23 protein-coding genes are annotated in these 23,543 nt (G+C 38.9%); 8 read left to right on the forward strand and 15 right to left on the reverse strand.

Features of this window, described 5'->3' with window-relative positions:
- Positions 1 to 82 precede the first annotated feature (82 nt).
- Both FLM54_RS08795 and FLM54_RS08800 read right to left on the reverse strand, forming a co-directional pair.
- Positions 83 to 1,135, reverse strand: coding sequence for an acyl-CoA desaturase (locus tag FLM54_RS08795; protein WP_178956181.1), 1,053 nt, complete (start codon positions 1,133 to 1,135; stop codon positions 83 to 85).
- Positions 1,132 to 2,175, reverse strand: a complete 1,044-nt coding sequence (locus FLM54_RS08800) for a flavin reductase family protein (protein WP_178956182.1) — start codon at positions 2,173 to 2,175, stop codon at positions 1,132 to 1,134. The genes FLM54_RS08795 and FLM54_RS08800 overlap by 4 nt, the downstream gene beginning before the upstream one ends.
- Positions 2,176 to 2,469: 294 nt before the next feature.
- Here FLM54_RS08800 and FLM54_RS08805 point away from each other — a divergent pair, with 294 nt between their 5' ends.
- The 4 genes from FLM54_RS08805 to FLM54_RS08820 all read left to right on the forward strand — a co-directional run bounded on the left by FLM54_RS08805 (position 2,470) and on the right by FLM54_RS08820 (position 5,163).
- Entirely contained in the window at positions 2,470 to 3,630 is a 1,161-nt protein-coding gene (locus tag FLM54_RS08805; RefSeq protein ID WP_178956183.1) for a PQQ-dependent sugar dehydrogenase, read from the forward strand.
- 93 nt (positions 3,631 to 3,723) lie between these two features.
- Positions 3,724 to 3,903: a DUF6435 family protein gene (locus tag FLM54_RS08810; protein ID WP_010390276.1), complete on the forward strand. Its 180-nt coding sequence runs from the start codon at positions 3,724 to 3,726 to the stop codon at positions 3,901 to 3,903.
- 430 nt (positions 3,904 to 4,333) lie between these two features.
- The gene (locus tag FLM54_RS08815; RefSeq protein WP_178956184.1) at positions 4,334 to 4,741 is read left to right on the forward strand and encodes a GFA family protein; all 408 of its coding nucleotides are present in this window, start codon (positions 4,334 to 4,336) and stop codon (positions 4,739 to 4,741) included.
- A 41-nt stretch (positions 4,742 to 4,782) separates the two neighbouring features.
- Positions 4,783 to 5,163 (forward strand): VOC family protein, encoded by a 381-nt coding sequence (locus tag FLM54_RS08820; RefSeq protein WP_178956185.1) that lies wholly within the window; start codon positions 4,783 to 4,785, stop codon positions 5,161 to 5,163.
- A 63-nt stretch (positions 5,164 to 5,226) separates the two neighbouring features.
- On the opposite strand, the gene FLM54_RS08825 is transcribed toward FLM54_RS08820, so the two are convergent.
- The 4 genes from FLM54_RS08825 to FLM54_RS08840 form a co-directional block, all read right to left on the reverse strand.
- A complete protein-coding gene (locus tag FLM54_RS08825) occupies positions 5,227 to 6,018 on the reverse strand; it encodes an SDR family oxidoreductase (protein ID WP_178956186.1) in 792 nt (263 codons plus the stop codon).
- Between the two features lie 25 nt (positions 6,019 to 6,043).
- Entirely contained in the window at positions 6,044 to 6,547 is a 504-nt protein-coding gene (locus FLM54_RS08830) for a DUF962 domain-containing protein (RefSeq protein ID WP_054201066.1), read from the reverse strand.
- A 1,158-nt stretch (positions 6,548 to 7,705) separates the two neighbouring features.
- A complete protein-coding gene (locus FLM54_RS08835) occupies positions 7,706 to 8,122 on the reverse strand; it encodes a hypothetical protein (protein WP_178956187.1) in 417 nt (138 codons plus the stop codon).
- A 101-nt stretch (positions 8,123 to 8,223) separates the two neighbouring features.
- A complete protein-coding gene (locus FLM54_RS08840) occupies positions 8,224 to 9,168 on the reverse strand; it encodes a LysR family transcriptional regulator (protein WP_178956188.1) in 945 nt (314 codons plus the stop codon).
- Positions 9,169 to 9,288: 120 nt separating this feature from the next.
- On the opposite strand from FLM54_RS08840, the gene FLM54_RS08845 reads away from it, so the two are divergent.
- On the forward strand, positions 9,289 to 10,236 hold the full coding sequence (locus FLM54_RS08845) for a sodium-dependent bicarbonate transport family permease (protein WP_178956189.1): 948 nt from the start codon (positions 9,289 to 9,291) through the stop codon (positions 10,234 to 10,236).
- 90 nt (positions 10,237 to 10,326) lie between these two features.
- Here the strand turns inward: FLM54_RS08845 and helD are convergent, their stop codons facing one another.
- Positions 10,327 to 12,462, reverse strand: a complete 2,136-nt coding sequence (helD, locus tag FLM54_RS08850; RefSeq protein ID WP_178956190.1) for a DNA helicase IV — start codon at positions 12,460 to 12,462, stop codon at positions 10,327 to 10,329.
- Between the two features lie 215 nt (positions 12,463 to 12,677).
- Here helD and FLM54_RS08855 point away from each other — a divergent pair, with 215 nt between their 5' ends.
- Positions 12,678 to 14,720 (forward strand): methyl-accepting chemotaxis protein, encoded by a 2,043-nt coding sequence (locus FLM54_RS08855; RefSeq protein ID WP_178956191.1) that lies wholly within the window; start codon positions 12,678 to 12,680, stop codon positions 14,718 to 14,720.
- 40 nt (positions 14,721 to 14,760) lie between these two features.
- Here the strand turns inward: FLM54_RS08855 and FLM54_RS08860 are convergent, their stop codons facing one another.
- From FLM54_RS08860 to FLM54_RS08870, 3 genes are all read right to left on the reverse strand, one after another.
- Complete coding sequence (locus FLM54_RS08860) at positions 14,761 to 15,468, reverse strand: pirin family protein (RefSeq protein WP_178956192.1); 708 nt, start codon at positions 15,466 to 15,468, stop codon at positions 14,761 to 14,763.
- A gap of 30 nt (positions 15,469 to 15,498) precedes the next feature.
- Positions 15,499 to 16,449 (reverse strand): glutathione S-transferase family protein, encoded by a 951-nt coding sequence (locus FLM54_RS08865; protein WP_178956193.1) that lies wholly within the window; start codon positions 16,447 to 16,449, stop codon positions 15,499 to 15,501.
- An 81-nt stretch (positions 16,450 to 16,530) separates the two neighbouring features.
- A complete protein-coding gene (locus FLM54_RS08870; protein ID WP_008109247.1) occupies positions 16,531 to 16,980 on the reverse strand; it encodes a DoxX family protein in 450 nt (149 codons plus the stop codon).
- 124 nt (positions 16,981 to 17,104) lie between these two features.
- Between FLM54_RS08870 and FLM54_RS08875 the strand changes: the two genes are divergently transcribed.
- Positions 17,105 to 17,998 (forward strand): LysR substrate-binding domain-containing protein, encoded by an 894-nt coding sequence (locus FLM54_RS08875; RefSeq protein ID WP_178956194.1) that lies wholly within the window; start codon positions 17,105 to 17,107, stop codon positions 17,996 to 17,998.
- Between the two features lie 67 nt (positions 17,999 to 18,065).
- Here the strand turns inward: FLM54_RS08875 and FLM54_RS08880 are convergent, their stop codons facing one another.
- The 3 genes from FLM54_RS08880 to FLM54_RS08890 all read right to left on the reverse strand — a co-directional run bounded on the left by FLM54_RS08880 (position 18,066) and on the right by FLM54_RS08890 (position 20,936).
- Positions 18,066 to 18,476 (reverse strand): hypothetical protein, encoded by a 411-nt coding sequence (locus FLM54_RS08880; protein ID WP_010390302.1) that lies wholly within the window; start codon positions 18,474 to 18,476, stop codon positions 18,066 to 18,068.
- Between the two features lie 138 nt (positions 18,477 to 18,614).
- Complete coding sequence (locus tag FLM54_RS08885; protein ID WP_178956195.1) at positions 18,615 to 19,460, reverse strand: HDOD domain-containing protein; 846 nt, start codon at positions 19,458 to 19,460, stop codon at positions 18,615 to 18,617.
- Between the two features lie 177 nt (positions 19,461 to 19,637).
- On the reverse strand, positions 19,638 to 20,936 hold the full coding sequence (locus tag FLM54_RS08890; protein WP_178956196.1) for a porin: 1,299 nt from the start codon (positions 20,934 to 20,936) through the stop codon (positions 19,638 to 19,640).
- A 343-nt stretch (positions 20,937 to 21,279) separates the two neighbouring features.
- Here FLM54_RS08890 and FLM54_RS08895 point away from each other — a divergent pair, with 343 nt between their 5' ends.
- Complete coding sequence (locus FLM54_RS08895) at positions 21,280 to 21,525, forward strand: hypothetical protein (RefSeq protein WP_054201077.1); 246 nt, start codon at positions 21,280 to 21,282, stop codon at positions 21,523 to 21,525.
- Positions 21,526 to 21,601: 76 nt separating this feature from the next.
- On the opposite strand, the gene FLM54_RS08900 is transcribed toward FLM54_RS08895, so the two are convergent.
- Together FLM54_RS08900 and FLM54_RS08905 are read right to left on the reverse strand one after the other, a co-directional pair.
- On the reverse strand, positions 21,602 to 22,945 hold the full coding sequence (locus FLM54_RS08900) for an SPFH domain-containing protein (RefSeq protein ID WP_138607424.1): 1,344 nt from the start codon (positions 22,943 to 22,945) through the stop codon (positions 21,602 to 21,604).
- Positions 22,938 to 23,276, reverse strand: a complete 339-nt coding sequence (locus tag FLM54_RS08905; protein WP_010390319.1) for a hypothetical protein — start codon at positions 23,274 to 23,276, stop codon at positions 22,938 to 22,940. Before FLM54_RS08905 ends, FLM54_RS08900 begins: the two co-directional genes overlap by 8 nt.
- Between the last annotated feature and the right edge of the window lie 267 nt (positions 23,277 to 23,543).

Genomic DNA, 23,543 nt, shown 5'->3' on the forward strand with positions numbered 1-23,543 from the left:
TTTAATGCAATAATCAGCTAACATTTTATAGTTAGCTGATTAATTAATGCGTACATTATGATGGCGGCTATTTTATTAGCCTCTATTTAAACGAATAACGTAATATACGCTTTAATACTGAGGTGTATTGCTGAAAAAATCCGCCAGTATTATAAGCAATCCCCTGCTTTTGTAATGCGGCTTGCACTTTAGGCGCAATTTCTTGATAACGCGACGACGGCATATCAGGAAATAAATGATGCTCTATTTGAAAGCTTAAATGCCCAGTTAAAATATGAAACCAACGCGCCCCTTTAATGTTTGACGAACCCAGCGCTTGGCGATAATACCACTGCCCTTGGCTTTCGTTTTTGCAGTCTTGCTCATAAAAGGTATGGGTTTGCTCGGTAAAATGACCACAAAAAATAATGGTTGAGGTCCATAGGTTACGAATTAAGTTTGCCAAAAAATTACCGCTTAATACCCATAAAAACAGTGGTCCCGCCAAAACTGGAAATAACACATAGTCTTTAATTAGTTGGCGCGCCCCTTTACTAAAAAAGCGCTTTTTTAAAGTGCTATGCGCTACAGCGCCTTTACGGTTTGGTTTCTTTTTACCTATAAAGACTCGCTCGCCTGCGAGCTCATGATACGACACGCCCCACTGAAACAGCACGCTTAAATTTAAATAGGTAATAAACTGCCATGTATTTTTTAGCCGCCATTTAAAGTCATTGCTCAACCTTAATAAGCCATAACCAAAGTCACGATCTTTTCCGATAATGTTAGTGTAAGTATGATGTTCAAAGTTATGAACGCGGTTCCAGCTTTGGCCATCGCAGGCTATATCCCACTCGTAGCTTTTAGAGTTAAGTTGTTTGTCGTTCATCCAATCGTATTGACCATGCATTACGTTGTGGCCAATTTCCATGTTGTCGAGAATTTTAGCCAAACCAAGTAATAAAACACCCGCTACCCACAATAATGGCTGTACAAAACCAAGCATAAATAAAATCCGTCCGCCTATTTCGCAAAACCGCTGCTTACGCACAATAGAACGAATATAGTTTGCATCCTTTTGCCCAACTGTAGCTAATGTCGACATTTTAATTTCATCTAAATCATCGGCTAACTGTTGATAATTTATAGTTGTCATAGCTGTAACTCCAAATCGCTAACGGCTTGGCTCACGCACAGTTGAATTAACTGCTCGCCAGTATCTGATAATTGATTAGTTTTTAAATTACGCACCACTCCCGACTTTTTAATGCACTGGCATTGATGGCAAATACCAATGCCGCAACCACGCTGCACAGGGAGTTTTTTTGCTTCAAACTGGTTTAATAGCACCTCATTACTAGTCACTACATGCGTGTCTTTATTTATTATTACTGAAAAATGATTGTCGTCAGTCAATTTAGGCATGGATAGAGCAAACGATTCTTGGTAATAGGTTAAATTAAGTAGACGAGTAAAATCTGCAACTTCTTGCATAAAGCCAGCAGGACCACAGCAATATATATCAGGATTATCGTCCGTATTTATATGAGTAGTTAAATATGGGCTTCGATCCCGTGTAAGCATTACGTAAGAAAAATGATTATATTGCTGTGTCAGCATTTTTAACTCATTAGTGCATTGATGCTCACCTGCTTTAGCAAAGTAAATTAATTTTATCTGATGCTCAGTATTACTTAGCTGCTGATCAAGCATTGCAAGCATAGGCGTGATTCCCGAACCACCAGCAATAAACGTGCTGGGTTTGTGCCAGCTTTTAAATACAAAGTCGCCACTTGGTAAAGAAATATTACACCATGGCTGCACCGCTAATGCATTTTGCAATTGGCTTGTAAAATGACCTTGCTGATCTGTTTTTACTAATAAACGAAGTAAACCTGTCGCCTTAAATTGTGCGGGGCTGCATGCCAAAGTAAACACTCGAGTAAGCAAACGTCCATTAGCTTCCACCGTTAAGCTAATGTGTTGACCAGCAATATGTATAGGCCACTTTTTACTTGGTTTAAGTGAAATACTTAAAAATTGCCCGCTTAGCGCTTGAACATCAACAACCTTGGCTCGAAAAAGGTCAGCGCGCCACCCAGGTTTAAACACTTGCATTATCGGCTCAATATAAGCTGCAAAGCTTTGATGGTGTAAAAACCATTTTGAAAATTGATCTAATACCGGAGTTAACATGGTTATAAATTCTCTATTTAAATCGACTACCCATTAGTTTCTGCTGGGCTTTATATTTGAGCATACACGTGTAAGCCCAAACTTCAGCGCACAAGTGTACGCTCGAATTTTTAAATTTCAACCCCATTAGAGTAATTATTCAATTTTTCTAGAGCGATATTTAAAGGTTAACAACGCTCAAGTACCCAATGGACAACGATTAAATTGCGTGCACTTGTACTTATCCCAAATACTTAACACCATGATAAATAGCGTGCTAAGGTAGTTAAAATTTAGTTAATTTTGGAAGCCATTATGAACAAAGTAACAACGCGTAAAAAATTTTCTACACTTGCCAAAATCAGTTGTGCATTTGCACTTTCGGGGCTCACCAGCCTCAGTACTTATGCAGTTGATTTTAAAGAATTGGATAAATTAGCGCTTAATGTAAAACCGGTAACTGTTGCCCAAGGAATTTCAATTCCGTGGGCTATTGAGGCTCTGCCAAACGGTGACTTATTAATAACCGAGCGCAGCGGTATCCTTTATTTACTTCGTAATAACTCCACCAGCTTAACTAAAATCACTGGGCTACCAAAAATAGATGCCAACGGCCAAGGCGGGCTTCTTGATTTAGAGCTACACCCTGATTTTGCTAATAATCAATGGCTATATATTACTTATTCAAGCAGTGAAGGCGATGGCGCAGGTAGTAACACCGCACTTATGCGTGCAAAGCTAAGTAACGATCACAGCCAACTACTTGAGTCACAACAATTATACAAAGGTGAGCATAACTCTAAAAAAGGTCAGCATTACGGCAGCCGTATTGTGTTTGATAACCAAAACTATGTGTATTTTTCGATTGGCGACCGCGGCTCGCGAGATATTAATCCACAAGATTTAGGCCGTGATGGCGGTAAAATTTATCGTTTACACGACGATGGTAAAATTCCATCCGACAACCCCTTCGTAAACCAAAAAGGTGCAAAACCAGCGGTTTGGTCTTATGGGCATCGTAACCCACAAGGTATGTGGTTCGATGGTGACAATAGTGTATTTTGGGCACACGAACACGGCCCCCGTGGTGGCGATGAGCTTAATATGATTAAACCTAAAACTAACTACGGCTGGCCCGTGGTGAGTTACGGTATTAACTACAGCGGCACCTCGTTTACCGATTTAACAGAAAAACCGGGCATGCAAGCGCCCATATTACAGTGGACACCGTCTATCGCTCCTTCAGACATGTTGCTAGTAAAAGGTGATAAATACCCTGAACTTAAAGGTAAATTTTTACTCGCTTCAATGAAATACGCCTTTGTTAGCGTATTAGAAATAGTAGATGGCAAGGTCGTTAAACAAAGTAAATTACTTGAAGGTATTGGCCGTATTCGCAGCCTAGCCCAAGGTGATGATGGTACTATTTACCTTGGATTAGATGGCCAGGGCATTGTGCGACTAGGTCCTAAGTAGTCATTTAATACATCTAATTACAGTAACAGCAAACTTTTTGCAGCTTAACTGCGTACTGTTACTGTAATTAGCTAATAAACAACGAGGGTGTTGATGTTTTCATTTTTAAAGCCAGATCCAATCAAAAAATTGCGTAAAGAGTACGATGCAAAATTAGAGCAAGGCATGCAAGCACAAAGAAAAGGCGATATTAAAAGCTATGCGATGTTAACTGACGAGGCTGAAAAAATCTGGAATGAAATAGAAGCACTCGAAGCAAAAAAAGCCAAGTAAACATATAGCCTACCAATTCAAACCAATCCCGCGTTAAAAACGCGGGGTTTTAATACTTACAAACATCCTTTTTTAAATTCACTTAAGCCCAACCAGATAATTCCCCAACTTAACCTCCATCGTAACCAGCTTTTAATTGAGCACAGCTCATTATACTCATAGCATTATTGCCTTCTCTTACTTATGCTCATAACCTACCTAAAAACTCGCATAAACAATTATTTACATTAACGTTAATTAGTGGAATTATTAATCTAGTCCAAAAGAGTTGATGCATTGTTTGAAGTAGCAGAATATCAAAGCGCTGATGATTTTGTGAGTGCGAGGAAAGCATTTTTAGTAAAGTGTGTAATTAAGCCATAAAGCATCAAAAATTTACTGGAAAAAATGCAATATAATGAAAAAATTATAATTAAATCAAGGAATACAGATGTACACAGGTAGTTGTTTATGCGGCTCAATCAACTTTTCAATTAATGGTAAAGTTACTGATATTATTCATTGTCATTGTTCGCTTTGTCGTAAGGCCAGTGGCAGTGCTTTTGCTACTAATGGATTTATTAATGTCAGCGATCTGACATTAACTGACTACAACGGCACACTTACTTTTTACCAAAGTAGTGAAGGTAAACGTAAGTACTTTTGTAAAACCTGCGGTGCTCCAATTTATAGTGCTAACGCTCAATCTCCTCAAAGATATCGCCTTCGATTAGGCGCGTTGACCTGCGATATAACAGAGCGACCCATATCGCATAATTTCATCACCTCAAAAGCTAATTGGGAAGACTTAGATGCTCAGCTTCCTCGTTATGAGGGACATGAGCCAGGGCGAGAGTAAATCCATATAAATTTATCTATTTTTTTGAAGTGGGAGTTTGAATGAATCTGAATCAAGTAACTTTGCCAGTCAAAGATATGAATGAAGCGGTGAGTTTTTATCGCACACTTGGCTTTACCCAAATCGTTGATACACCTCATTATGCACGTTTTAGTTGCCCTGAAGGTGATTCTACATTTTCATTGTCTTTAGAAAGTGAATTTTTTGAAAATCATTCTGTAATTTATTTTGAGAACGATGACCTTGAACAATTGTGCCAGCAGTTAATCAAAAAAGGGATCGTATTCGAACAGCAACCCACAGAGCAAAGATATCTATGGAAGGAAGCGGTTTTAAAAGACCCTTCAGGAAATAAAATTAAGCTCTACAAAGCTGGAGAAAATCGATTAAACCCACCTTGGAAGGTACAAAAACAGCCATAAAGCTGAACACGAACCAGCATTGCGCTAAACAGCTAAATGCTGGCGTTTAAGTACTGTACTTAGTTATTTATATTCCACCTTAGCGGTTAAGCGATTAAATAATCCTGGGAAAAACCGTTTTATAAACGGTGCCCAACCACTTAACCCTTGGCCTATTACAACTTCGTCTTTTTTATTGTAGATTGCGGTGAGCATTTTTGATGCGGCTACATTTACGTTCATACCATTTTCTATTGAAGGCTCAGATTTGTTTTGCGCTTCCCCTTGCTCGTTTAATGAGTTATGGGCAATCGCCGTTTTAATTGAGCCAGGGCAAATAGTTAAACAATGTATATTGTGCTCTGCCACTTCGGCGCGTAAGCAATCCATAAAGCCTACTACAGCGTATTTACTGCCTGAATATCCGGTTCTGAACTTAGATCCTACTTTGCCTGCCACGCTACTAATAGCCACTACTGAACCGCTTTTACGTGCCACCATTGAAGGTAGTACCGCTTTAGTGAGTGCAATTAAGCCAAAGTAATTTACTTCCATAAGTTGCCGGTACACTTTAAAGTCGTTTTCTAAAAATAAGCTACGTTGTGATACACCGCCGTTATTAATTAAAATATCAATGGGGCCTAAGCTATCTATTTGCGCCGATACATCCTGCAGTAGGGTTTCGGGCTTTGATAAATCAAGCGGGATAACGCGGTGCCCCTCGCCTTTTAACTCGCCTTTTACTTGGTTGAGTTTATCGATATTTCGCGCTGATAAAATAACCTTTGCACCTTGCTCTGCAAATTGTTTTGCAAGTTCTTCACCAATACCTGATGATGCGCCGGTGATCCAGACTGTTTTATTATTATAATCCATGGTTTACCTTATATTCTTTGACTGGTTATGCTTTAGTTGGACCCGCTATTTCATTCACTTGCTGTTCTAAGTTTTTGTAAAAGCCCATTAAAAATAGTAGCTCAACAGTGACATACAAAGGGCCAATAATTAAGCCTACTAAATCATCAACAAAAGCGGGCTTTTTACCTTCAAAATAATGACCAATAAACTGTAATATCCAGCCAAACACGAATACCCCAACTCCAATTACCAACCAAGGTATTAATGCCATTGCGGCAATTGGCTGGGCAGCTACCAGTAACAAAGTGAAAATAATTCCCATGATCAAACCAAGCGAAAAGCTCAACATAAAATAGTAAACCACAGAGGCTAATACAAAAATTTGCGCGCCATCAATGCTAAAATTAGCAATAGGAATTTCAATTCGGGCGAGTAAGCATAAAGCGGCAAACACAATGAGTGGAATACCAAAAAAATGGGTTAATACATTTCGTTTAGAGCGATGGTACAAACCATACTGGCCGAGCTGTTGTTCAAGGGTTTTCATGACGGCGTTCCTATTGTTATTTTTATAAGCAAAGTTCACCTTATAAAAAATGACACATAATAACAACTGATAACGATAGTTAATCTGTAAAAATGGTGAGCAGCACCTTATGCGTTATAGCTATAAATTAGGTAAGGTCATCGTTAATAATTAACATGATCAGCACCAGGAGGTTTACATGCTTTAAAAAACACGCGCCGTTGGCCTATTACTCGCTTTAGCTGAGATAATTAATGGCAATATTAGAGTAAGGATTTTACATCGATTTTACGCTCTAAAACGCGCTAAAACACTCAGCTTACTTTTGGGCACTGCGATTATTTATGCCATTACTTGGCTGACCTTGCCATGGGTTAACCCTATTTCGTACTTAGATTGTTTAAATGTGGGTTTTGTTTGGCTAACAATAATGCTTAGTTTAGATATTGTTGTGGGCAGATATTTATTTAAGTATAAGTTGCACAAAATACTTGATGATTTTAACCTTTTTAGAGGTAACTTACTGAGTATGGGCATGCTATTACTTTTTATAAGCCCCTGTTTGGTTTTTTGGTTACAGATGAAAGTTATGGTTTAGAGCACTCCTCTAATAGCGAAGCGTCTCTTCGCCCTCTTTGTGCATAATTGACTAAACCCTATTTGAACACAGTGAAGCGAATGAGGAGTAAATGAGAAGCCATAAAAAGTTATCGTGTAGTACACTCCTCTAAAAGCGCAGCGCCTCTTTGCCCTCTTTGTGCATAATTCACTAAACCCTATTTGAACACAGAGAAGCGAATGAGGAGTAAATGAGAAGCCATAAAAAGTTATCGTGTAGTACACTCCTCTAAAAGCGCAGCGCCTCTTTGCCCTCTTTGTGCATAATTCACTAAACCCTATTTGAACACAGAGAAGCGAATGAGGAGTAAATGAGAAGCCATAAAAAGTTATCGTGTAGTACACTCCTCTAAAAGCGCAGCGCCTCTTTGCCCTCTTTGTGCATAATTCATTAAACCCTATTTGAACACAGAGAAGCGAATGAGGAGTAAATGAGAAGCCATATAAGTTTTGGTTTAATTTACTTCTCTAAAAGCGTAGCGCCTCTTCACCCTCTTTGTGCGTTAATCACTTAAAACCTGCTTAAAGACAGGAGTCAATAACCTTTCAACATGCCGTTATCTAAGCTAATGCGGTTACTAGCTTGCCTTTTTCATGTGTTGGTTGCATTGCCATTCGCTCCGTGCCTTTTTCGAATTCTTGCTCTAACATTTTTTGTAATTCAGCAATCTGCTCTTTTATGGCATCTACATCAACCCCTTCCTCTCCTAGTTCTTCTGCCAAGGCTTCTATTGCTGCTTTTAACTCAGCTATAGTTTCTTTATCGACACCTAAACGTTGATAAATTAATGCCTCTTGGGCATTTTCTAAAAAGCTTTTGTCTTCTGGTTTAGCGATAAAATTAGGGGTTGCTTGGTTTTCAGCGGTACTGGTTGTTGCCGCAGCGGCAGATGTTGGCAGAGCGTCACTCGTTTTTGCCACTTTGTTAACGAGATTATTGTAACTACTATATTGATTTTTAAAGGTTATTGAAGTCATTGGCTCAAATCCATTTTTGCTTTAATCGTTATATTCTTTAGCTGAAATAACTTAAGCAACTTTGATACCAGTTAATATTTGATTGTCTCTAAGGCTTATTTTTATTTCAAATTAAGCCCGCTTAACTCATTTCGCACCCACTTCTCATCTAAATACAGCTCTAAGTGTTGCTCAGCAAACTTTAAAAAGCTGCGTGCAGCGTGTGATATATGTCGGTCTGTACGCACCACAAAATACCAATGGCTAGCTAAAGTGGTGTCGGTAACATTAAGCACTTTAAAACTATTATCACCTTTAGGCAGCACATGCTGAGAAAGCACCGCAATCCCCATACCTGAAGCTACCGCCACTCTAATGGCTTCATTACTGGCCATTTGCACACTGTCACTTAATACCAACCCTCTACTTTGCAGCTCGCTTTCAAATAACATGCGAGTGGCGGAGCCTGTTTCACGCAATAAAAAACGATACGGAACTAAATCAGCCAGTTTAAGTGCGGTTTTATCGGCTAATGGATGATTTAGTGGCACTATAAACACTAAAGGGTTATGTAGAAACCTAGCAGCCTGGGCATGCTCTAAAGATGGCGGGTGACTAAATACATAAATATCGTCTTCTCCGCGTTCAAAGCGTGCTAAAACGGCTGAACGATTACCTATTTCAAGTGGTAGCTCTACATGCGGATGTTCATTACTGTATGGGCCTAACAATTTAGGTAAAATATATTGGGCAGTATTAACCATAGCAATTTTACATCGTCCACGTTCACCCCCTTTTAGCTCCGCTAAGTAATCTTGGTAATCTTCAAAATGACCAAAAACCTGTTGGCAAGTCCTAAATAAGGCCATACCAGCTTCGGTTATTTGCAACTTTTGTTGCTGCATAATTATTAACGGTTCATCTACCGCTTCTTGTAAGCGTTTAATTTGTAAAGAAACCGTAGGCTGAGTCAAATGAAGCCTCCGTGCGGTTTCGCTTATAGAGCCGGTTTTTACTACACTCATAAATACTTCAAGAAGTCGGAAGGAAAGTTGTCTTATATTCATACACACCTCATAGGTTTTTATCTATAGGATGTTAGCATTCATTTTATTATTTACTATATAAAGATTTGCCTATAATAGCGCCGCTTAACAAATTAAATTAGTAATAAAGAGGAGAACAGCGTGCCTGATATTGTAGTAATGTTTTTTATTTTAGGATTAGCAGCGGGTATCCTTCGCTCTGATTTAGCTATCCCCAAAGCGACGTATGACACTCTCAGCTTACTACTCATGCTTACCATAGGTCTAAAAGGTGGCATGGTTCTGCATGGCAATTTAAGTTGGCAATTACTCCCAGAAATGGCCTCGGTTATGTTACTTGGTGGGCTTATTCCACTCACTTTATACCCTATTTTAAAACACGTTGTTAAGCTAAGCGTAGCGAATAGCGCCAGCATTGCTGCCCACTATGGTTCGGTTAGTGCTGGTACATTTGCGGTAGCATTAGCGTATGCCGAATCGGCTAAATTAGAAGTGGGCGCAGAAGTTACCTTGTACCTAGTTATGCTTGAGTTACCAGCAATTATTGTAGGTTTACTGTTGTATCGTAAGCTCGACAAAGCACACAGCGAAAACACCAACTTATCGTTAAAAGCACTGTGGCACGAAACGCTTACCAATAAGAGTGTGATTTTGCTCGTTGGCGGTGTAATTATCGGTATGATGTATGGCACCCAACAGGGTAGCCAAGTTACGAGTTTACTTACCAGTAGCTTTAAAGTAGTGCTGGCGCTATTTTTACTCGAAATGGGCTTGGTTGCTGCACAAACGCTTCGCCCTTTTCCTTGGCAGCAATGGAAACTGGCTTCCTTCGCCATTATTACGCCGTTATTTTTAGGCACCATTGGCGTTATGGTTGGCACCTTGCTAAATTTAGAATTAGGTTCAGTGGTTATTCTGGGGAGCTTAGTGGCGAGTGCTTCTTACATTGCCGCACCTGCTGCTATAAAAGCCGCTATTCCCAAAGCGGACATTGGTCTTGCCATGCTTAGCTCGTTAGGTGTCACCTTTCCATTTAATGTTATTGTTGGGATTGGTTTGTATCATCAACTTGCCGTTGCCATAAGTTAAATATAACGTATTAAAAAAGCCCAAAGTGGGCTTCTTTAATACGTATGAACCACATAATTGGGCACTCTGACGCTTACTTGAGCAACAGTATCAAGCAGTTTTTGTAACACCTTTAAAGACCGCTTTATTTTTTAACTCAAATACTTCGATTTTATGCTCGTTTATAAGTTCATCAACAAAGCAGCTGGGGTTGTTATCATCAGTTATTATGTAGACCTTATGTTTAGCGCGAGTAAGCGCTACATAAAATAAGCGACGCTCTTCACTATGTGCGAAATTATCTTTTGCGGGTAATAATACCTCTAAAATTTGAGGCATTGGCTTAGTGCTCGGGAATCCAAACGCTCCGCCATTCATTGCTAATATAATGACATAATCGGCTTCTTTGCCTTTTGAGCCATGAAACGTATCACACTCAATATGCAATGCTGAAAACTCTTGCTGTAAAGCACTTATATCGGCTTGTGAAGGTAACTGAAATCGAAACCGTGCAAGTAAATACACAGTAACAGGCTTGCCTGAATGACCCTTAATCCCCTGTAGTAAATACTTAATTGCGCCATTATTTAGCTCCGCTATTTTGGTGTTTTTAGCTGAGCCACTTTTCAATGTTTTTAGCACGCTAACGGCGGGCTTAGTTACCTTTGCAACTGAGTGAATGTCTTTAGCTAACTGCGCTGGGTTTTTCATAATAAAACCTGCGGCAACCTCGCCAATTTTATTATTAAAGCGAAAGGTCCTATCTAATAGAGTTTGTGTTGTAAAACCAAAATGTGCGGCAAACTCGGTAGTAAGTCGCATATCTGCACCACTAAAACGGTAAATAGCTTGCCAATCGTCCCCTACTGCAAACAGTGAACTATTAGACTTACTATCGCGCAGTGCTTTTACAAGTGTAGCTCGCAGCGGTGATATATCTTGAAATTCATCTACCATGATATAACGCCAAGGCGATGTAAACTTTTTAGTGTTTACATAATCGAGGGCTTTAATAATCATATCGTCGAAGTCTATTTCGCCCTGCGTGCGTAAATAATGGTTATAGTTGGCTAACAACGGCTTTAATAATTTCCAGGCTTGCTGTATCTGTTTTGAATCGCTCTCAAGTGTTATATTTGCGGTTTTATACACGCTGATTAATTGGCTAAACACAGTCGCTAATTTAGTTAAATGACCGCTAGTTTTTATTTCTTTTAAAAGCGCAATATGATTAGGCTTTGCAGCACTAAATTTAAATTCGCCTTTAACGTCATTAAGAGTGTTATTTATATAATTTACCAGTGCTTTAGCATATTGTGGTTTAGCATTGGCAAGCGATTCAAAACATCCTTCAACCCATTTTATTTTAGCTTTTTCGTTTTCAGCAAGTTTAGATATTTTAGGTCGCTTGCCCTCAACCTCGCTAATAATAGTCAAGCCGACGCTGTGAAACGTGGCCGCTTTAATGGACTCAGTGCCCAGCTTTTGTTTAATTCGTTCATCCATTTCGCAAGCAGCTTGCTTACCATAGGCGAGTAATAAAATATCGTTGTAATTAGCTTGTTCACTGTTAACCAAGTAGCCCGCTCTGGCCACCAACACACTGGTTTTTCCTGTTCCTGCCCCTGCTAGCACTAAGTTATTGTCGTCATCTATTATACAAGCTCGGCGTTGTTGCTCTGTGAGTGGATTTGCTTCAACACAATTAAAAAAATCGTTATAGCGCTCTAATTGAGACTGGGTATATTTATGCTGAAAAAAACGAGTGAGTGCATCACTCCACTGGCTGTATTGTTCAAGCAATTTTATTTGTGTGCTTACTGGTGTTAAAACATCGCTGCTTTTTATCCAAGGTAGCCAACGTTTACATTGCTCATCTACCTGTTTTTTTATATCAGTCACATATGATTGGCGCAAAAACTGAGTGTGAGCAAAGTGGTTTATTTTACTTAACATCTCGTTGAGCACTGCAATATTGCTTTTAACCCATAGCATATCGGTATGCGCTTTAAATGCCCTATTGCTGCCATAGGCTCTCATCCAAATACGATAATGCTTAGAGTCTGTATTAAAGCGCAGTGTTTGCCCAAGCACACCATACTCATAGCTAATGGGCGACGTTAAATCACACCAACTCAATGAGGTTATTTGTGTTTTATTGCTGATCACTAAACCTTGTTGGTTTATATCGACAAAGCGATGCGGGGTAAAGATACGGCCAAATATACTAGGCTGAATTGAATTCATTAACAGCAGAATTCCTTTATAAAAATGAACCAATTAGCCGTATTTTAAGCGAATATGCCGTACAAGGATAATAAAACCAATAAAAAATAACAGTAATGTTATACGGACTTGCAGCGTATAAAAAACACCCAATTAATTTACCCAACTGCTTGGCATAAGTCCCACTATATGACTAACATTTACTCTAGATACAGTAAGATAACAAGGATTGAAACATGCGAATAAATTCAATTAGAACTAAAGTCATTTTACCAATCGCTTTTTTAGCACTGATCCTTGCAGGCTTGCTAGTTGCCATAGCTTCGATTACTTACATACAAGACAACGCTATGAAAAGGCAAACAGAAACCTTTTTTGAAGCTGTTACTGTTATTCTCAATGCCGACAGAGACATATATCAAGCACGTATTGCACTCGAAAATTTACTCAGCGCAACTGGCGATAGTGAGACGAATAAAACAGAGTTTTTAGAAAACGCAGAGCAAGTAAAGGATCGCTTTAACAAATACTTAATCTATTTAAAAGATGAAGAAGCGTTACTCGCAAAGCATGATTCATTTTCCAGCTTTATGCCTTTGTATAATGAATGGGTCAATCATAGTAAAACACTCATTAATACCAATCACTCGCAAGGTAAAATGCAAAGTGATTTAAATAAATCTGAACCTGAATTTATAAAAATACGCGAAATGATGGATCAGGCAGGCGAAGAGCTTCGCGCTTATACTAATGAACAACAGCAAGATAAAGTGGGGGCTGAGCGTTTAGGGCGTTATGTAGAAGCCATTTCAGAGGTACTAAATGCCGATAGAGATATATACCAAGCCCGGCTTGCAAAACAAAAAATAGTAAACCAGCATGGTGATTTAGAACAAAATCAAAAATTATTTGAAGAAAACGCAGCCCAAGTTATACGTCGCTTTAATAGTTATCGTAGCTATTTAATTGACGAGCCTCAGCTAACACAAAAATATGCCAACTTCGATCAGCTTTATCAGCAATGGTATGAGCAAAGTAAAACCTTGATTTACTCAACTCCTGCAAAGCAAGTCGCTTTAATTGATAATAATTTAGCAAAAGCTGATAAAAGCTTTAACGAATTAAGAAATATACTTGATGTTGCGGGCGAAGAGGCACGCACACATGCCAGAGCGGTAAAACAAGACGTACAACATAGCATTCAACTTTTTGAAAAAATTGTTTTTATTGTGATTATTATTGCCTTTATTGTCGCTTTAGGTGTGGGCTATTACATTCCGAAAAAGCTAACCGATAATATCAATAATATTACCCTTCGTATTAAAGAAATAGCCGCTGGCGATGGCGATTTAACCCAGCGTATTAACACTACATCACACGACGAATTAGCTGATTTAAGCAATGAATTTGATAACTTCTTGAGCCATTTACAAACAATAATAAAAAATATTCAGCAGCAATCAAGCCAACTTGGTGCAGTAACGGGTGATTTAAATGATGTATCTGATACCGCGATGGAAGTAACCCAAAAACTTGCTAATGCCTCTGAGTCAATAGTTAGTGCGGGCCATGAGATGGACATGGCCAATCAACAAATGGCAGATCTTGCAAAAAATACTGCGCAGGAAGCCGATATATCTAGCGAGCAGGTTAAGCAAGGTGTTCAAGCTATTGATGTGTCAGGCAAAGCGATTGAAGATTTAGCTAACGATATTGAGTCAGCATTAGCGAATTCGGTTGAACTAGAAAGTAGCTCTACAGATATAACCTCTGTTCTTGAAGTGATACGTAATATTGCAGAGCAAACAAACTTATTAGCTTTAAATGCAGCGATTGAAGCCGCTAGAGCCGGCGAGCAAGGCCGTGGATTTGCTGTAGTAGCTGATGAGGTAAGAACGCTTGCCACACGAACTCAACAAAGCACAGACGAAATTGATACCATGATCCAACGCTTAAATGACAACGTTAAAGCGTCGTCTGATTCGATTAAAAATAGCCAAACTAATGCCAATACCACTTTAACCAACTTTGACTCAGTAATTACCATTTTTAATAGCCTGACTCACGCATTTGAAAAAGTACAGCAAATGTCGACTGAAACCGCACAAGCTACACAAGAGCAGTCACATGTGGCTAACGAAATAAATCGAAATTTAGTGTCATTAAAAGAGCAATCTGCACAAATGAAACAAATTTCCACGCAAACCACGCAACAATCTAAAAATGTATCGGCCTTATATGAGCAAATGAAATCGCAAGTGGAAAGCTTTAAAGTATGAGCAAGTAACAATTATAAAGTTAAGCGCACGTAAATTGCGCTTAACTTTTGCTATCGATAATAATCAATTCACACTCAGTGTTTGCTGTTAAGGTGATGGTTTTAGTCTGTGTAACTTCTGCGCCGTCACCCTTATTCATGCTAACTGAGGCTGACTCATCATTAATACTAAACTCCCCTGCCGATGCCAATACGTAGGCTTGATGATCAATCGGCTGTGTTATTGACGTGCCTTTTGCCAGCTTACCACCGTAAATACGCGCCTGCTGATTAATAAAAAGTGCACTATCGGCATCTTTTGGATAACCCGAAACCAGTAAGCTAAGGGTGCTTGTGGCTTGTGTAGGAAACTTCTTGCTTTCCCAGCGCGGCTCAACATTATGTTGATTACTCTGAATCCAAATTTGATAAAACGTTAGTGGTTCATCTGTTAGGTTATATTCTGAGTGGGTAATGCCGGTGCCTGCACTCATTACCTGCACCTCACCTTGCTCGGTGATCCCCTTGTTGCCCATACTATCTTGGTGAGTAATGGCACCACTGCGGATAAAACTAATAATTTCCATATTTCTATGCGGGTGCGCACCAAACCCCATACCTGGGGCTACCCAGTCATCATTAACTACACGCAAAGTGCCAAACCCCATACGCGCAGGATTATAGTAATTCGCAAAACTAAAGTGGTGCTTTGACTTAAGCCAACCATGATCAGCATGTCCTAAGCTATTTTTTGGGTAATGGGTAAGCATATTTTTTCCTATACGTTATCTCTGCGTCATTTAGTATTGACGGTCTCGATCATGGGCTGCGTCAAAGGTGTGTTTAGCACCTAAAGGCACAATTTGCGTTGGGTTAATGGTTACGTGACTTACGTAGTAATGCACCTTTGTGTATTCTAAATCGACCGTTTCCTTTATCCCAGGTACTTGGTAAAGCTCATTAATGTAGTTACTAAGATGATGAAACTCAGTTAACTTTTCTCGATTACACTTAAAGTGCCCGTGATACACAGCATCAAAGCGGATAAGTGTGGTAAATAATCGCCAATCGGCTTCAGTGAGTGTATCGCCCACTAAGTAACGCTGTTTTGCTAATCGAGCTTCTAACCAATCTAAGCTATCAAACAAGGCTGTGTAAGCTTCGTTGTAAGCTTCTTGAGTTGTAGCAAAACCGGCTTTATACACCCCATTATTAATGGTGTTATAGACACGGTTATTCACTGTTTCTATTTCTTCACGTAGCGCATCTGGATAATAATCGTCGTTGTTACCAGTAAGCTCATTAAACGCACTATTAAACATGCGAATTATTTCTATTGATTCGTTGTTTACAATAGTCTGCGTTTTTTTATCCCATAAAATAGGTACGGTAACACGCCCTTCATAGCTAGGGTCGGCTTTTAAATACAATTGATAAGCGTAATCTAAGTTATAAAGTGGATCGCCCTGCTCGCCAAATTCCCAACCGTTTTCCATCATGGGTGCTTCAACAATACTCATAGAAATAATGTCTTCGAGCTGCTTTAATTTACGAAATATAATGGTGCGGTGCGCCCAAGGGCAAGCCAAGGATACATATAAATGATAGCGACCTGCTTCTGGTTTAAATTTACTGTTTTGCGCTGATGAAATCGTATCTCTAAACCGGCTATCTTGGCGTACAAATTTACCGTCGCTTTTTTCGGTGTCGTACCATTTATCGACCCATTCACCGTTAACAAGTAACCCCATGTCCGTCTCCTTAGTTTATAGAATGTGCCTACCTTACGCAGGTTGGCAGCTTAAAGTTTAATCACTTATGTGATCCGCTTATTAATTTAATTTGTTATGAATTTTTCCATCAACAGATAGCTTTCCAGCTCCTTGGATCAGTAAAGCTAAGGTAATAGCTAACAGCGATAACGCAAATTCATAACCGTTGTTGCTCATAAATAAACCGTTATCTATGTGCGTGGTAAAAATAGCAACCACCATAGTGATAGCCAGTACAAAACTCGCAGGACGCACCAGCAAACCAACGATGAGTAGTAACCCACCAAAAAATTCGGCGCCACCGGCCATTAATGCCATTAAATAGCCCGGTGCTAAGCCAATCGACTCCATCCATTGCCCTGTGCCTTCCAAGCCATAGCCGCCAAACCACGCAAACAGTTTTTGTGCACCATGAGCACTAAACACTAATCCCGCAATAAGCCTTAATGGTAATGTTGCAAAAGACTGTTCAGTTTTTGTGATGGCGGCTGTAATATTTTTAATCGTCATAGTTTTAACCTGTATTGTTCCAATTGAGTATGCAGCTATTGTATAAGTTGAATTAAAATTAAATAACTCCTATTATTTGCTCTATATGTTCAAATATTTTGAACAGTTGATATTTGGTATGATAATGAATACACCTCCTATAAGCATAGAAGCTTTATTGGTATTAGACGCCATTGAGCATCGTGGCAGTTACGCAGCCGCTGCAGAGCAACTTAATAAAGTACCCTCAGCCTTGTCGTATATTGTTAATAAACTTGAAGAGCAATTAAATGTAACCTTGTTTCAACGTCAAGGTCGGAGAGCGGTTTTGACCCCCGCAGGTAAACATTTACTAAGCGAGGGGCGTAAGGTACTCAATGCTATAAATAATTTATCTGAGCAAACACAAACCATAGCTAATGGCTGGGAGCCACGGATACGTATTGCCTATGACTCTATTTTTGACATAAGTGACGTATTCAAAAATCTACAGCTATTTTTAAATGAGCATAAAAATATCGAGATAGACATTAAAGAGGAAGTACTTAATGGCACTTGGGAGGCTTTAATTGAGGATGACGTTGACTTAGTGATTGGCGCACCGGCCCCTGTACCTAATCAAAAGGGGATCAGAGCGGTAAAAATAGCTGATATTCAAAATGTTCTGGTGGTTCACCCTAGCCACCCGTTAGCGCTACTAAAAACCCCCATTGAGCCCAGCGAACTCGGTCAATACACCACGGTTATAGTGCATGACTCAGCAAAGCAAGGTATTCCGTGGTCAGCTAACTTAATCGAAGGTAATCAACGTTTTTATGTAAATTCTGTAAGCCAAAAAATGACCGCTATTTTATCCGCTATTGGCATTGGTTATTTACCTGAGAACCTTATTGCTGAGTATGTTAAAGCTAACAAACTGCATGTTGTGGAGCTTACCGAACCACGTCCACCTCAAGACTTATACCTTGCATGGAAAATAACTAACAAAGGTAAAGGGCTAAAACAGTTGACCCAAATTATGCTAAATAATCCTAACTAGTGTTTAACCCTAAAAACGCAAAAGCCCATGCTAAAACAGCATGGGCTTTTTGAATCGGTAATAGATATTACAGTGCGAGGTCTTGCTTAGCGCGCGTTAAGTTGTGCGACACTAACTCGTTACCAGACATTTGTTGTGCTTCGTAAAAGTCTGATAATGCAGCTGTTTCATTTTTAGCCATTAAACGTCCTACACCACGGTTACTTAAAGCAAATGACGTAAGCTCACGTACTTTAAAGCGAGGGCCAGTGCTTTGTTGTAATAAAGTAATTGCTTTTGAGCAGATTTCTTCAGCTTGGCTATAATTTTTTGATTTTACATTTAATGCACAATCGTTAAATGCAACTTCGAATTCTTGAGGGGCTGTTTTAGCCTCTTCAATAACCATTAACTTATAATCACTTTGATCAGCCATTACAGCAGCTGAGCAAGTTAATAAAGAGCCAAGAGCGATGGTTTTGATAAGTGAGCGTTTCATGATTAATTTCCTATTTGGTTAGTCGTGCTTGTTGCCGACAACTAAACTTTAGAGTGTTTACTTAATCCCGACAAACGATTAAAAACAAACCAATAAGTGAAAAAAACTAACCTATAGACTTTAAGCTGCTAAAAACGTCTAACAGTTCAAAAAATCAATCACCTCTTCTTGCACATCAATATAATCGTCTTCTGACATATTTAATGTTGCTAAAACTTGTTTTTCTATGTCATCCCAATCTTTAGTGGTGTCACCGCGTAAAACACTATTAACCAAATTTTCAGACATTTTTAAAACGCTGTAACACAATTGTTGATTACTTCCAGTTATATCACTTAGCATACTCAAATCGTGATGACGTAAAATAAGCTGGCAAATATCTACAGGTAAATGCCAGCTGGTCGCTAAATAGTAACCCACAGTGGCATGATTAGTTCCATATAAGCGCTCTTCTATATCTATTAAGCTTTCTTTATGGGTATTATTTGAAGTATGTAAAGCACTCACGTAATTATCGAATTTAATTGCCATCGGCACAATGCCACAATCATGAAATAAACCCAGCGTATACAAGTACTCAACGGGAACATTGTTTTTTATACGTTGCCCAATAATCATATTTACATCAGCAATTTCTGATGCGGTATCCCAAAAACGCTCCAAACTAATGCAACATTCTTTTTGGGCGAACATTTGCTTTAGCTTTAAGCTAGGTACTAAAGCTTCAATGCCATTCCACCCTAAAAACATAATAGCCTGTTTAATATTTGACACACTACGAACTAAGCCATAAGCAGGTGAATTAACTATCTTTAGAATAGCTGATGCAATAGCAACATCTTTAGCGATGATTTCTGCGGCGTCTGAGAGCGAGGGCTCCTGTGCAGATGCTAATATTTCAAGATCATTTAAGATTTGTGGTTTTGGTGGGATAACAAAGTTTTTGTTTACATCAGATAACACCTGCTCATTAACTACAATCATCGATGTCTAGCCTCCAGCTAAGCTATATGGATTATTTATTTTATTCCATTTGAACTTTTATACTAGAAGTTGATTAAAGATTTATCAATTTGTAGGTGCTAAATAGGTAGAGCAAAAATATTTTTTTAAACAACATAAGCACACGCCAATGTCTAGGCGTGTGCTTTGAATATTGATTTAGAAGTAATAGCCAATATTAATGTTGAAGCGACGCTCAGTTTCGCTGCTATCGCCCGCTAATGAACCACCAACAAATGGCATATTTTTACCATGAACTAAGTCAAAGTAAGTAAATAAACCACCAGCAGCTACCGAGAAACCGGTTACGTTCATCCACGTATCTCTGCTGTTGTCTGATTTGTCGTAAATTGCACTATAGTCGTTGTAAAACTGTAAGTTTGTTACCGCGCCCCATTGTACCGGTACACTGTATGCTACGTTTGCACTCGACATTGTTGCCTCTGCCGCCATGCTGTCGTAAAACGAGTAAGCGCCCACAGCAATACGGTTTACGTTATCAATATCGTAGTTATATTCACCGTGTTGAAGTTGTAAGTTCCAAGGGCCCATATTACTGTTTAAATGTAATGCCCACGCGTTGTAGTCACCTGCGCGGTCAACACCGTCATGCAAGCCACCAGCAAGTGCCGACACACCTATTTCAGTTTTACCACCTTCATGTTCTAGGTGGTAGCCGTAACGGCCTGAGAACGTATTATACTCGCCTATAGCATTAGTAGGCTCAGCATAAACACCATCTCCAGCTTCTCTAAAGCCAACAATGTCGTAAGAATAGCGATCGCTGCGGTTATCTACATAACCATCAACACCACCTAATTCATCATTTTTGAAAAAACCCAAATCAAGCTGCCAGTTATCAGCAATATTACGCTTAAATAACACCCCTAAATCGTGGTCGTCTTCAAGGCCAACATAATAGTTAGTGCTGAAAAAGTAGTTATGTGAGTTGTATGGCCAGTTACCAAAAGGAACCTTGGTAATACCTGCTTGAACTTGCCAATCATCAGCAAAATCGTAAGCTGCATAAGCGTATTTAACAGCGGTCATATAATCAAAAAAGCGAATTTCAGCGTTTAACTTTACATCACCAACGTCGCCTGAGAAATTTAAGCGAAAAATATCAAAGTCAAAATCGCCGCCGCGATTTTTATTATCGTCATCATACGAAGTATGGCTGTAGTTGGTTCGAACAGCACCGCCAATTTTAATTCCCTGAGGCTTGTGTTCATGTTTAGCTACTTTAACTTCAGCTATATCTTCTTTCTCTTCAATGGTGCGCTCGATTGATTTTTCACTTTTTTGCTCTGCTTTTGCAAGTTGCTTTTGCAGCATTTCCACTTGTTTTTGTAAGCTGCTTAATTGCTGCTTAACTTTATCAAGATCTGTATCTGCATGTGCCTGATGTGAAAAAACAACCATAGCCACTGCCAGTGCTAAAGGTTTCATAGGTGTCATAATTTGTCCTTGCTTGCCTTGTTGATATTATTAACTCGAACTTGGTCAGCGTGAGCTAAGTACCTGCTTGATTTTACATGTTGTTTTACAATGATAACGTATTTTTACAACTCTTCAATTACACTTTATGATTTTGCGCAACACACCAGCAACACACAAACTACTTTTAAGCAGGATAAGTATGACAATTGCTCATCACTTTTATAAATGAAAGCAGTAGCTTGCAAAATTAAAGCTTAAAAAAGCAGAGTCATCACGCACCTATTTTAATGTGTTATTATTTGAAAAATCATATTTAAATCAGCCAGTTTACTGCTGCACATATAAATTAAGGCTCTGAAAAATGAAAAATAACGATACCTTTAACACGATTGCTACGTTAATTTTTAAGCATCTTTATAATAACTTTCCAACTCCAAGCCAGTTAGATCCTGAACAATTAATTAGCGATGCCTCAGATCATCAAGGTGAGCAAATAAAAGGAACTATCGCGTTTCTTCTTCATGAGGAATATATATTTTCAACGCCTAGCGCCGCTTTTTTGCTAACAGAAAAAGGCTTTAGCCACGCTTTGTGCCCTAAATTTTAAACTCACCGTTTAAAAAGCGATACCACAAAAAAAGCCCTAGCAATTAAAGCTAGGGCTTGATAATGATTTTTAAAGGTTATTTTTTCTCTTTTTCTAAACGCTTTTTAAGACTCAATGCCGCATCTGCAGCCAACAAACGCATAAATTCAGAGCCGTTGTTTTGTTCGCCTTGACCCGCACCTATAACAATTTCAGGCACTAAGCGGCTGTTACCTAGGCTATTAAATAAAGCAGTTTGAATTTTAACTTCCGCTTTAAGTGTTTCATCAAAAACATATTTAGGATCAAGTGCTGCTGACTTTGCGCGTAAACGTGCTTCAGCTAATACATCCATGCCTAATGCCTCTAAGCGTTGCTGTTTTAAGATTTCTTCTTGCTCTTTTGCAAGCTCAGCCTTTACTGCAACACGCTGTTGTGCAGAAATAATTGCATTGGCTTTTATTCGCTCTGCATCAATTTGCTCTTTAATTTTTAGCTTTTCAGACTCAGCTCTTTGCTTTGCAATCGCTTGTTCGCCTAATGCAACTTCTGTACGTGCTTGTTGCTCTGCCTTTTTAAGGTTTTGTCTTGCAAGGGCTTCATCTGCTGCAGCTTGCTTTTGCGCCTCTAAGCGCGCATTTACCTTATTTTCGTAATCAATATCAATAATACTCGCATCAACCACCGTTATACCGTAAGAGCCTAAAATAGGTGCATTACGCAGCGGCTTTCCTTCAGCATCTTTCTTTATATTAATCGTAACGCGTTGTTGCTTACTTAAATTGCTTAAATCGTCAGACTTGTCACGCTCGCCAGTACTAATAATTTGCTCAGTAACAAAAATGCCATTAGTTAGTTGATCAGAAAAATCTTGGCTTAATTGACCATTACCACCTGAATAATGTTGCTCAACCGACATCATACGTGCAGACGCTTTTACATTTTCTGTAGTGGCACGCATTAAAAGGTTAGAGATGAGAGTCTCTTGGGAACCAAATTCTTCATGAATTTTTAATAATCCACGTAAAGCACCCGACTCACTTGCAGGTACATTACCTGGTAATCTAAAACGTGATACTCCTCTGGCGCCACCAGTTGTCGTATCCAAAAATCGAATAGGAATGAGTGGTACAATGGCACTGGCTGTTGCACTGCTATCACCGGTAAAGTTAATCGAGATAACTTTTTTATAGGCTGATGTGGTGCCAAATGCTTTTAAGTAAGGACCAGCTTGGTTTATTACCGTTAAATTACCAGTAAAAGCTGATTGGTGAACAAGCCGTTCATCGGCTTCATTCCATGAAATAACCTGCGATGTTAATGTTGCAATCACTGCTAACACCACAACAACTGACGTTAATAAAATTACATTACGACGGCCAAAACGTGCCATAAATGATGTATTTTTTGCCTCTGCGACGGCTTGTTGCTCGCTATCCATTTTTAGTACTCTCCATGTTTAATTTCTTTTTAACAAAATAAGTAATTTCTTGTTCGCTTAAGTGCGCACAAAAGCTACCCGATCGATGCAAATCTATAAATGTTGCAAGGATCTCTTGTTTGCCTTTAATTGTTTTTTCCTGGTTTTCTTGGGTTTGGTTTTTCTCGCTAAGTTGAGCAATAAGATCATCAATGATGGTGTCTTTATCAAATAACACATTATATTCTTTTGACTTTCTTACTCGGCTCTTACGTACATTGCTGTAAATCACATAAAGCGCCACACACAAAATAATAACAAGCGTACTTAACCCAATAATATAAAAAATCATAACGTCTGCTTATATTAATTGAATAATTAACCCTAACAACAAATGTAACGGTTAAATCACAAATGTTAAGCCGATAATTTTACAGAATAACGCCCCAAATAACAGAATTAATACTTGGCTCTTGTATATTTTTGTAAAAATTAAAATAGAAAAGTTTAATATCTGAAGTCTCAACATCAACAATGTTACTTTTAATGAGTGTGGGTGACAGCCGCTTAGAGTCAACGGTAAACATATTCTGCTCAAACTTTTATATTGAATATTAAG

Source organism: Pseudoalteromonas sp. Scap25 (genome assembly GCF_013394125.1).
Lineage (GTDB): Bacteria > Pseudomonadota > Gammaproteobacteria > Enterobacterales > Alteromonadaceae > Pseudoalteromonas.

Excerpts from the sequence above, each read along its gene's own strand:
- FLM54_RS08795 (WP_178956181.1), bottom strand. The coding sequence starts at position 1,135 with ATGACAACTATAAATTATCAACAGTTAGCCGATGATTTAGATGAAATT.
- FLM54_RS08800 (WP_178956182.1), bottom strand. The coding sequence starts at position 2,175 with ATGTTAACTCCGGTATTAGATCAATTTTCAAAATGGTTTTTACACCAT.
- FLM54_RS08805 (WP_178956183.1), top strand. The coding sequence starts at position 2,470 with ATGAACAAAGTAACAACGCGTAAAAAATTTTCTACACTTGCCAAAATC.
- FLM54_RS08810 (WP_010390276.1), top strand. The coding sequence starts at position 3,724 with ATGTTTTCATTTTTAAAGCCAGATCCAATCAAAAAATTGCGTAAAGAG.
- FLM54_RS08815 (WP_178956184.1), top strand. The coding sequence starts at position 4,334 with ATGTACACAGGTAGTTGTTTATGCGGCTCAATCAACTTTTCAATTAAT.
- FLM54_RS08820 (WP_178956185.1), top strand. The coding sequence starts at position 4,783 with ATGAATCTGAATCAAGTAACTTTGCCAGTCAAAGATATGAATGAAGCG.
- FLM54_RS08825 (WP_178956186.1), bottom strand. The coding sequence starts at position 6,018 with ATGGATTATAATAATAAAACAGTCTGGATCACCGGCGCATCATCAGGT.
- FLM54_RS08830 (WP_054201066.1), bottom strand. The coding sequence starts at position 6,547 with ATGAAAACCCTTGAACAACAGCTCGGCCAGTATGGTTTGTACCATCGC.
- FLM54_RS08835 (WP_178956187.1), bottom strand. The coding sequence starts at position 8,122 with ATGACTTCAATAACCTTTAAAAATCAATATAGTAGTTACAATAATCTC.
- FLM54_RS08840 (WP_178956188.1), bottom strand. The coding sequence starts at position 9,168 with ATGAATATAAGACAACTTTCCTTCCGACTTCTTGAAGTATTTATGAGT.
- helD (WP_178956190.1), bottom strand. The coding sequence starts at position 12,462 with ATGAATTCAATTCAGCCTAGTATATTTGGCCGTATCTTTACCCCGCAT.
- FLM54_RS08855 (WP_178956191.1), top strand. The coding sequence starts at position 12,678 with ATGCGAATAAATTCAATTAGAACTAAAGTCATTTTACCAATCGCTTTT.
- FLM54_RS08860 (WP_178956192.1), bottom strand. The coding sequence starts at position 15,468 with ATGCTTACCCATTACCCAAAAAATAGCTTAGGACATGCTGATCATGGT.
- FLM54_RS08865 (WP_178956193.1), bottom strand. The coding sequence starts at position 16,449 with ATGGGGTTACTTGTTAACGGTGAATGGGTCGATAAATGGTACGACACC.
- FLM54_RS08870 (WP_008109247.1), bottom strand. The coding sequence starts at position 16,980 with ATGACGATTAAAAATATTACAGCCGCCATCACAAAAACTGAACAGTCT.
- FLM54_RS08875 (WP_178956194.1), top strand. The coding sequence starts at position 17,105 with ATGAATACACCTCCTATAAGCATAGAAGCTTTATTGGTATTAGACGCC.
- FLM54_RS08880 (WP_010390302.1), bottom strand. The coding sequence starts at position 18,476 with ATGAAACGCTCACTTATCAAAACCATCGCTCTTGGCTCTTTATTAACT.
- FLM54_RS08885 (WP_178956195.1), bottom strand. The coding sequence starts at position 19,460 with ATGATTGTAGTTAATGAGCAGGTGTTATCTGATGTAAACAAAAACTTT.
- FLM54_RS08890 (WP_178956196.1), bottom strand. The coding sequence starts at position 20,936 with ATGACACCTATGAAACCTTTAGCACTGGCAGTGGCTATGGTTGTTTTT.
- FLM54_RS08895 (WP_054201077.1), top strand. The coding sequence starts at position 21,280 with ATGAAAAATAACGATACCTTTAACACGATTGCTACGTTAATTTTTAAG.
- FLM54_RS08900 (WP_138607424.1), bottom strand. The coding sequence starts at position 22,945 with ATGGATAGCGAGCAACAAGCCGTCGCAGAGGCAAAAAATACATCATTT.
- FLM54_RS08905 (WP_010390319.1), bottom strand. The coding sequence starts at position 23,276 with ATGATTTTTTATATTATTGGGTTAAGTACGCTTGTTATTATTTTGTGT.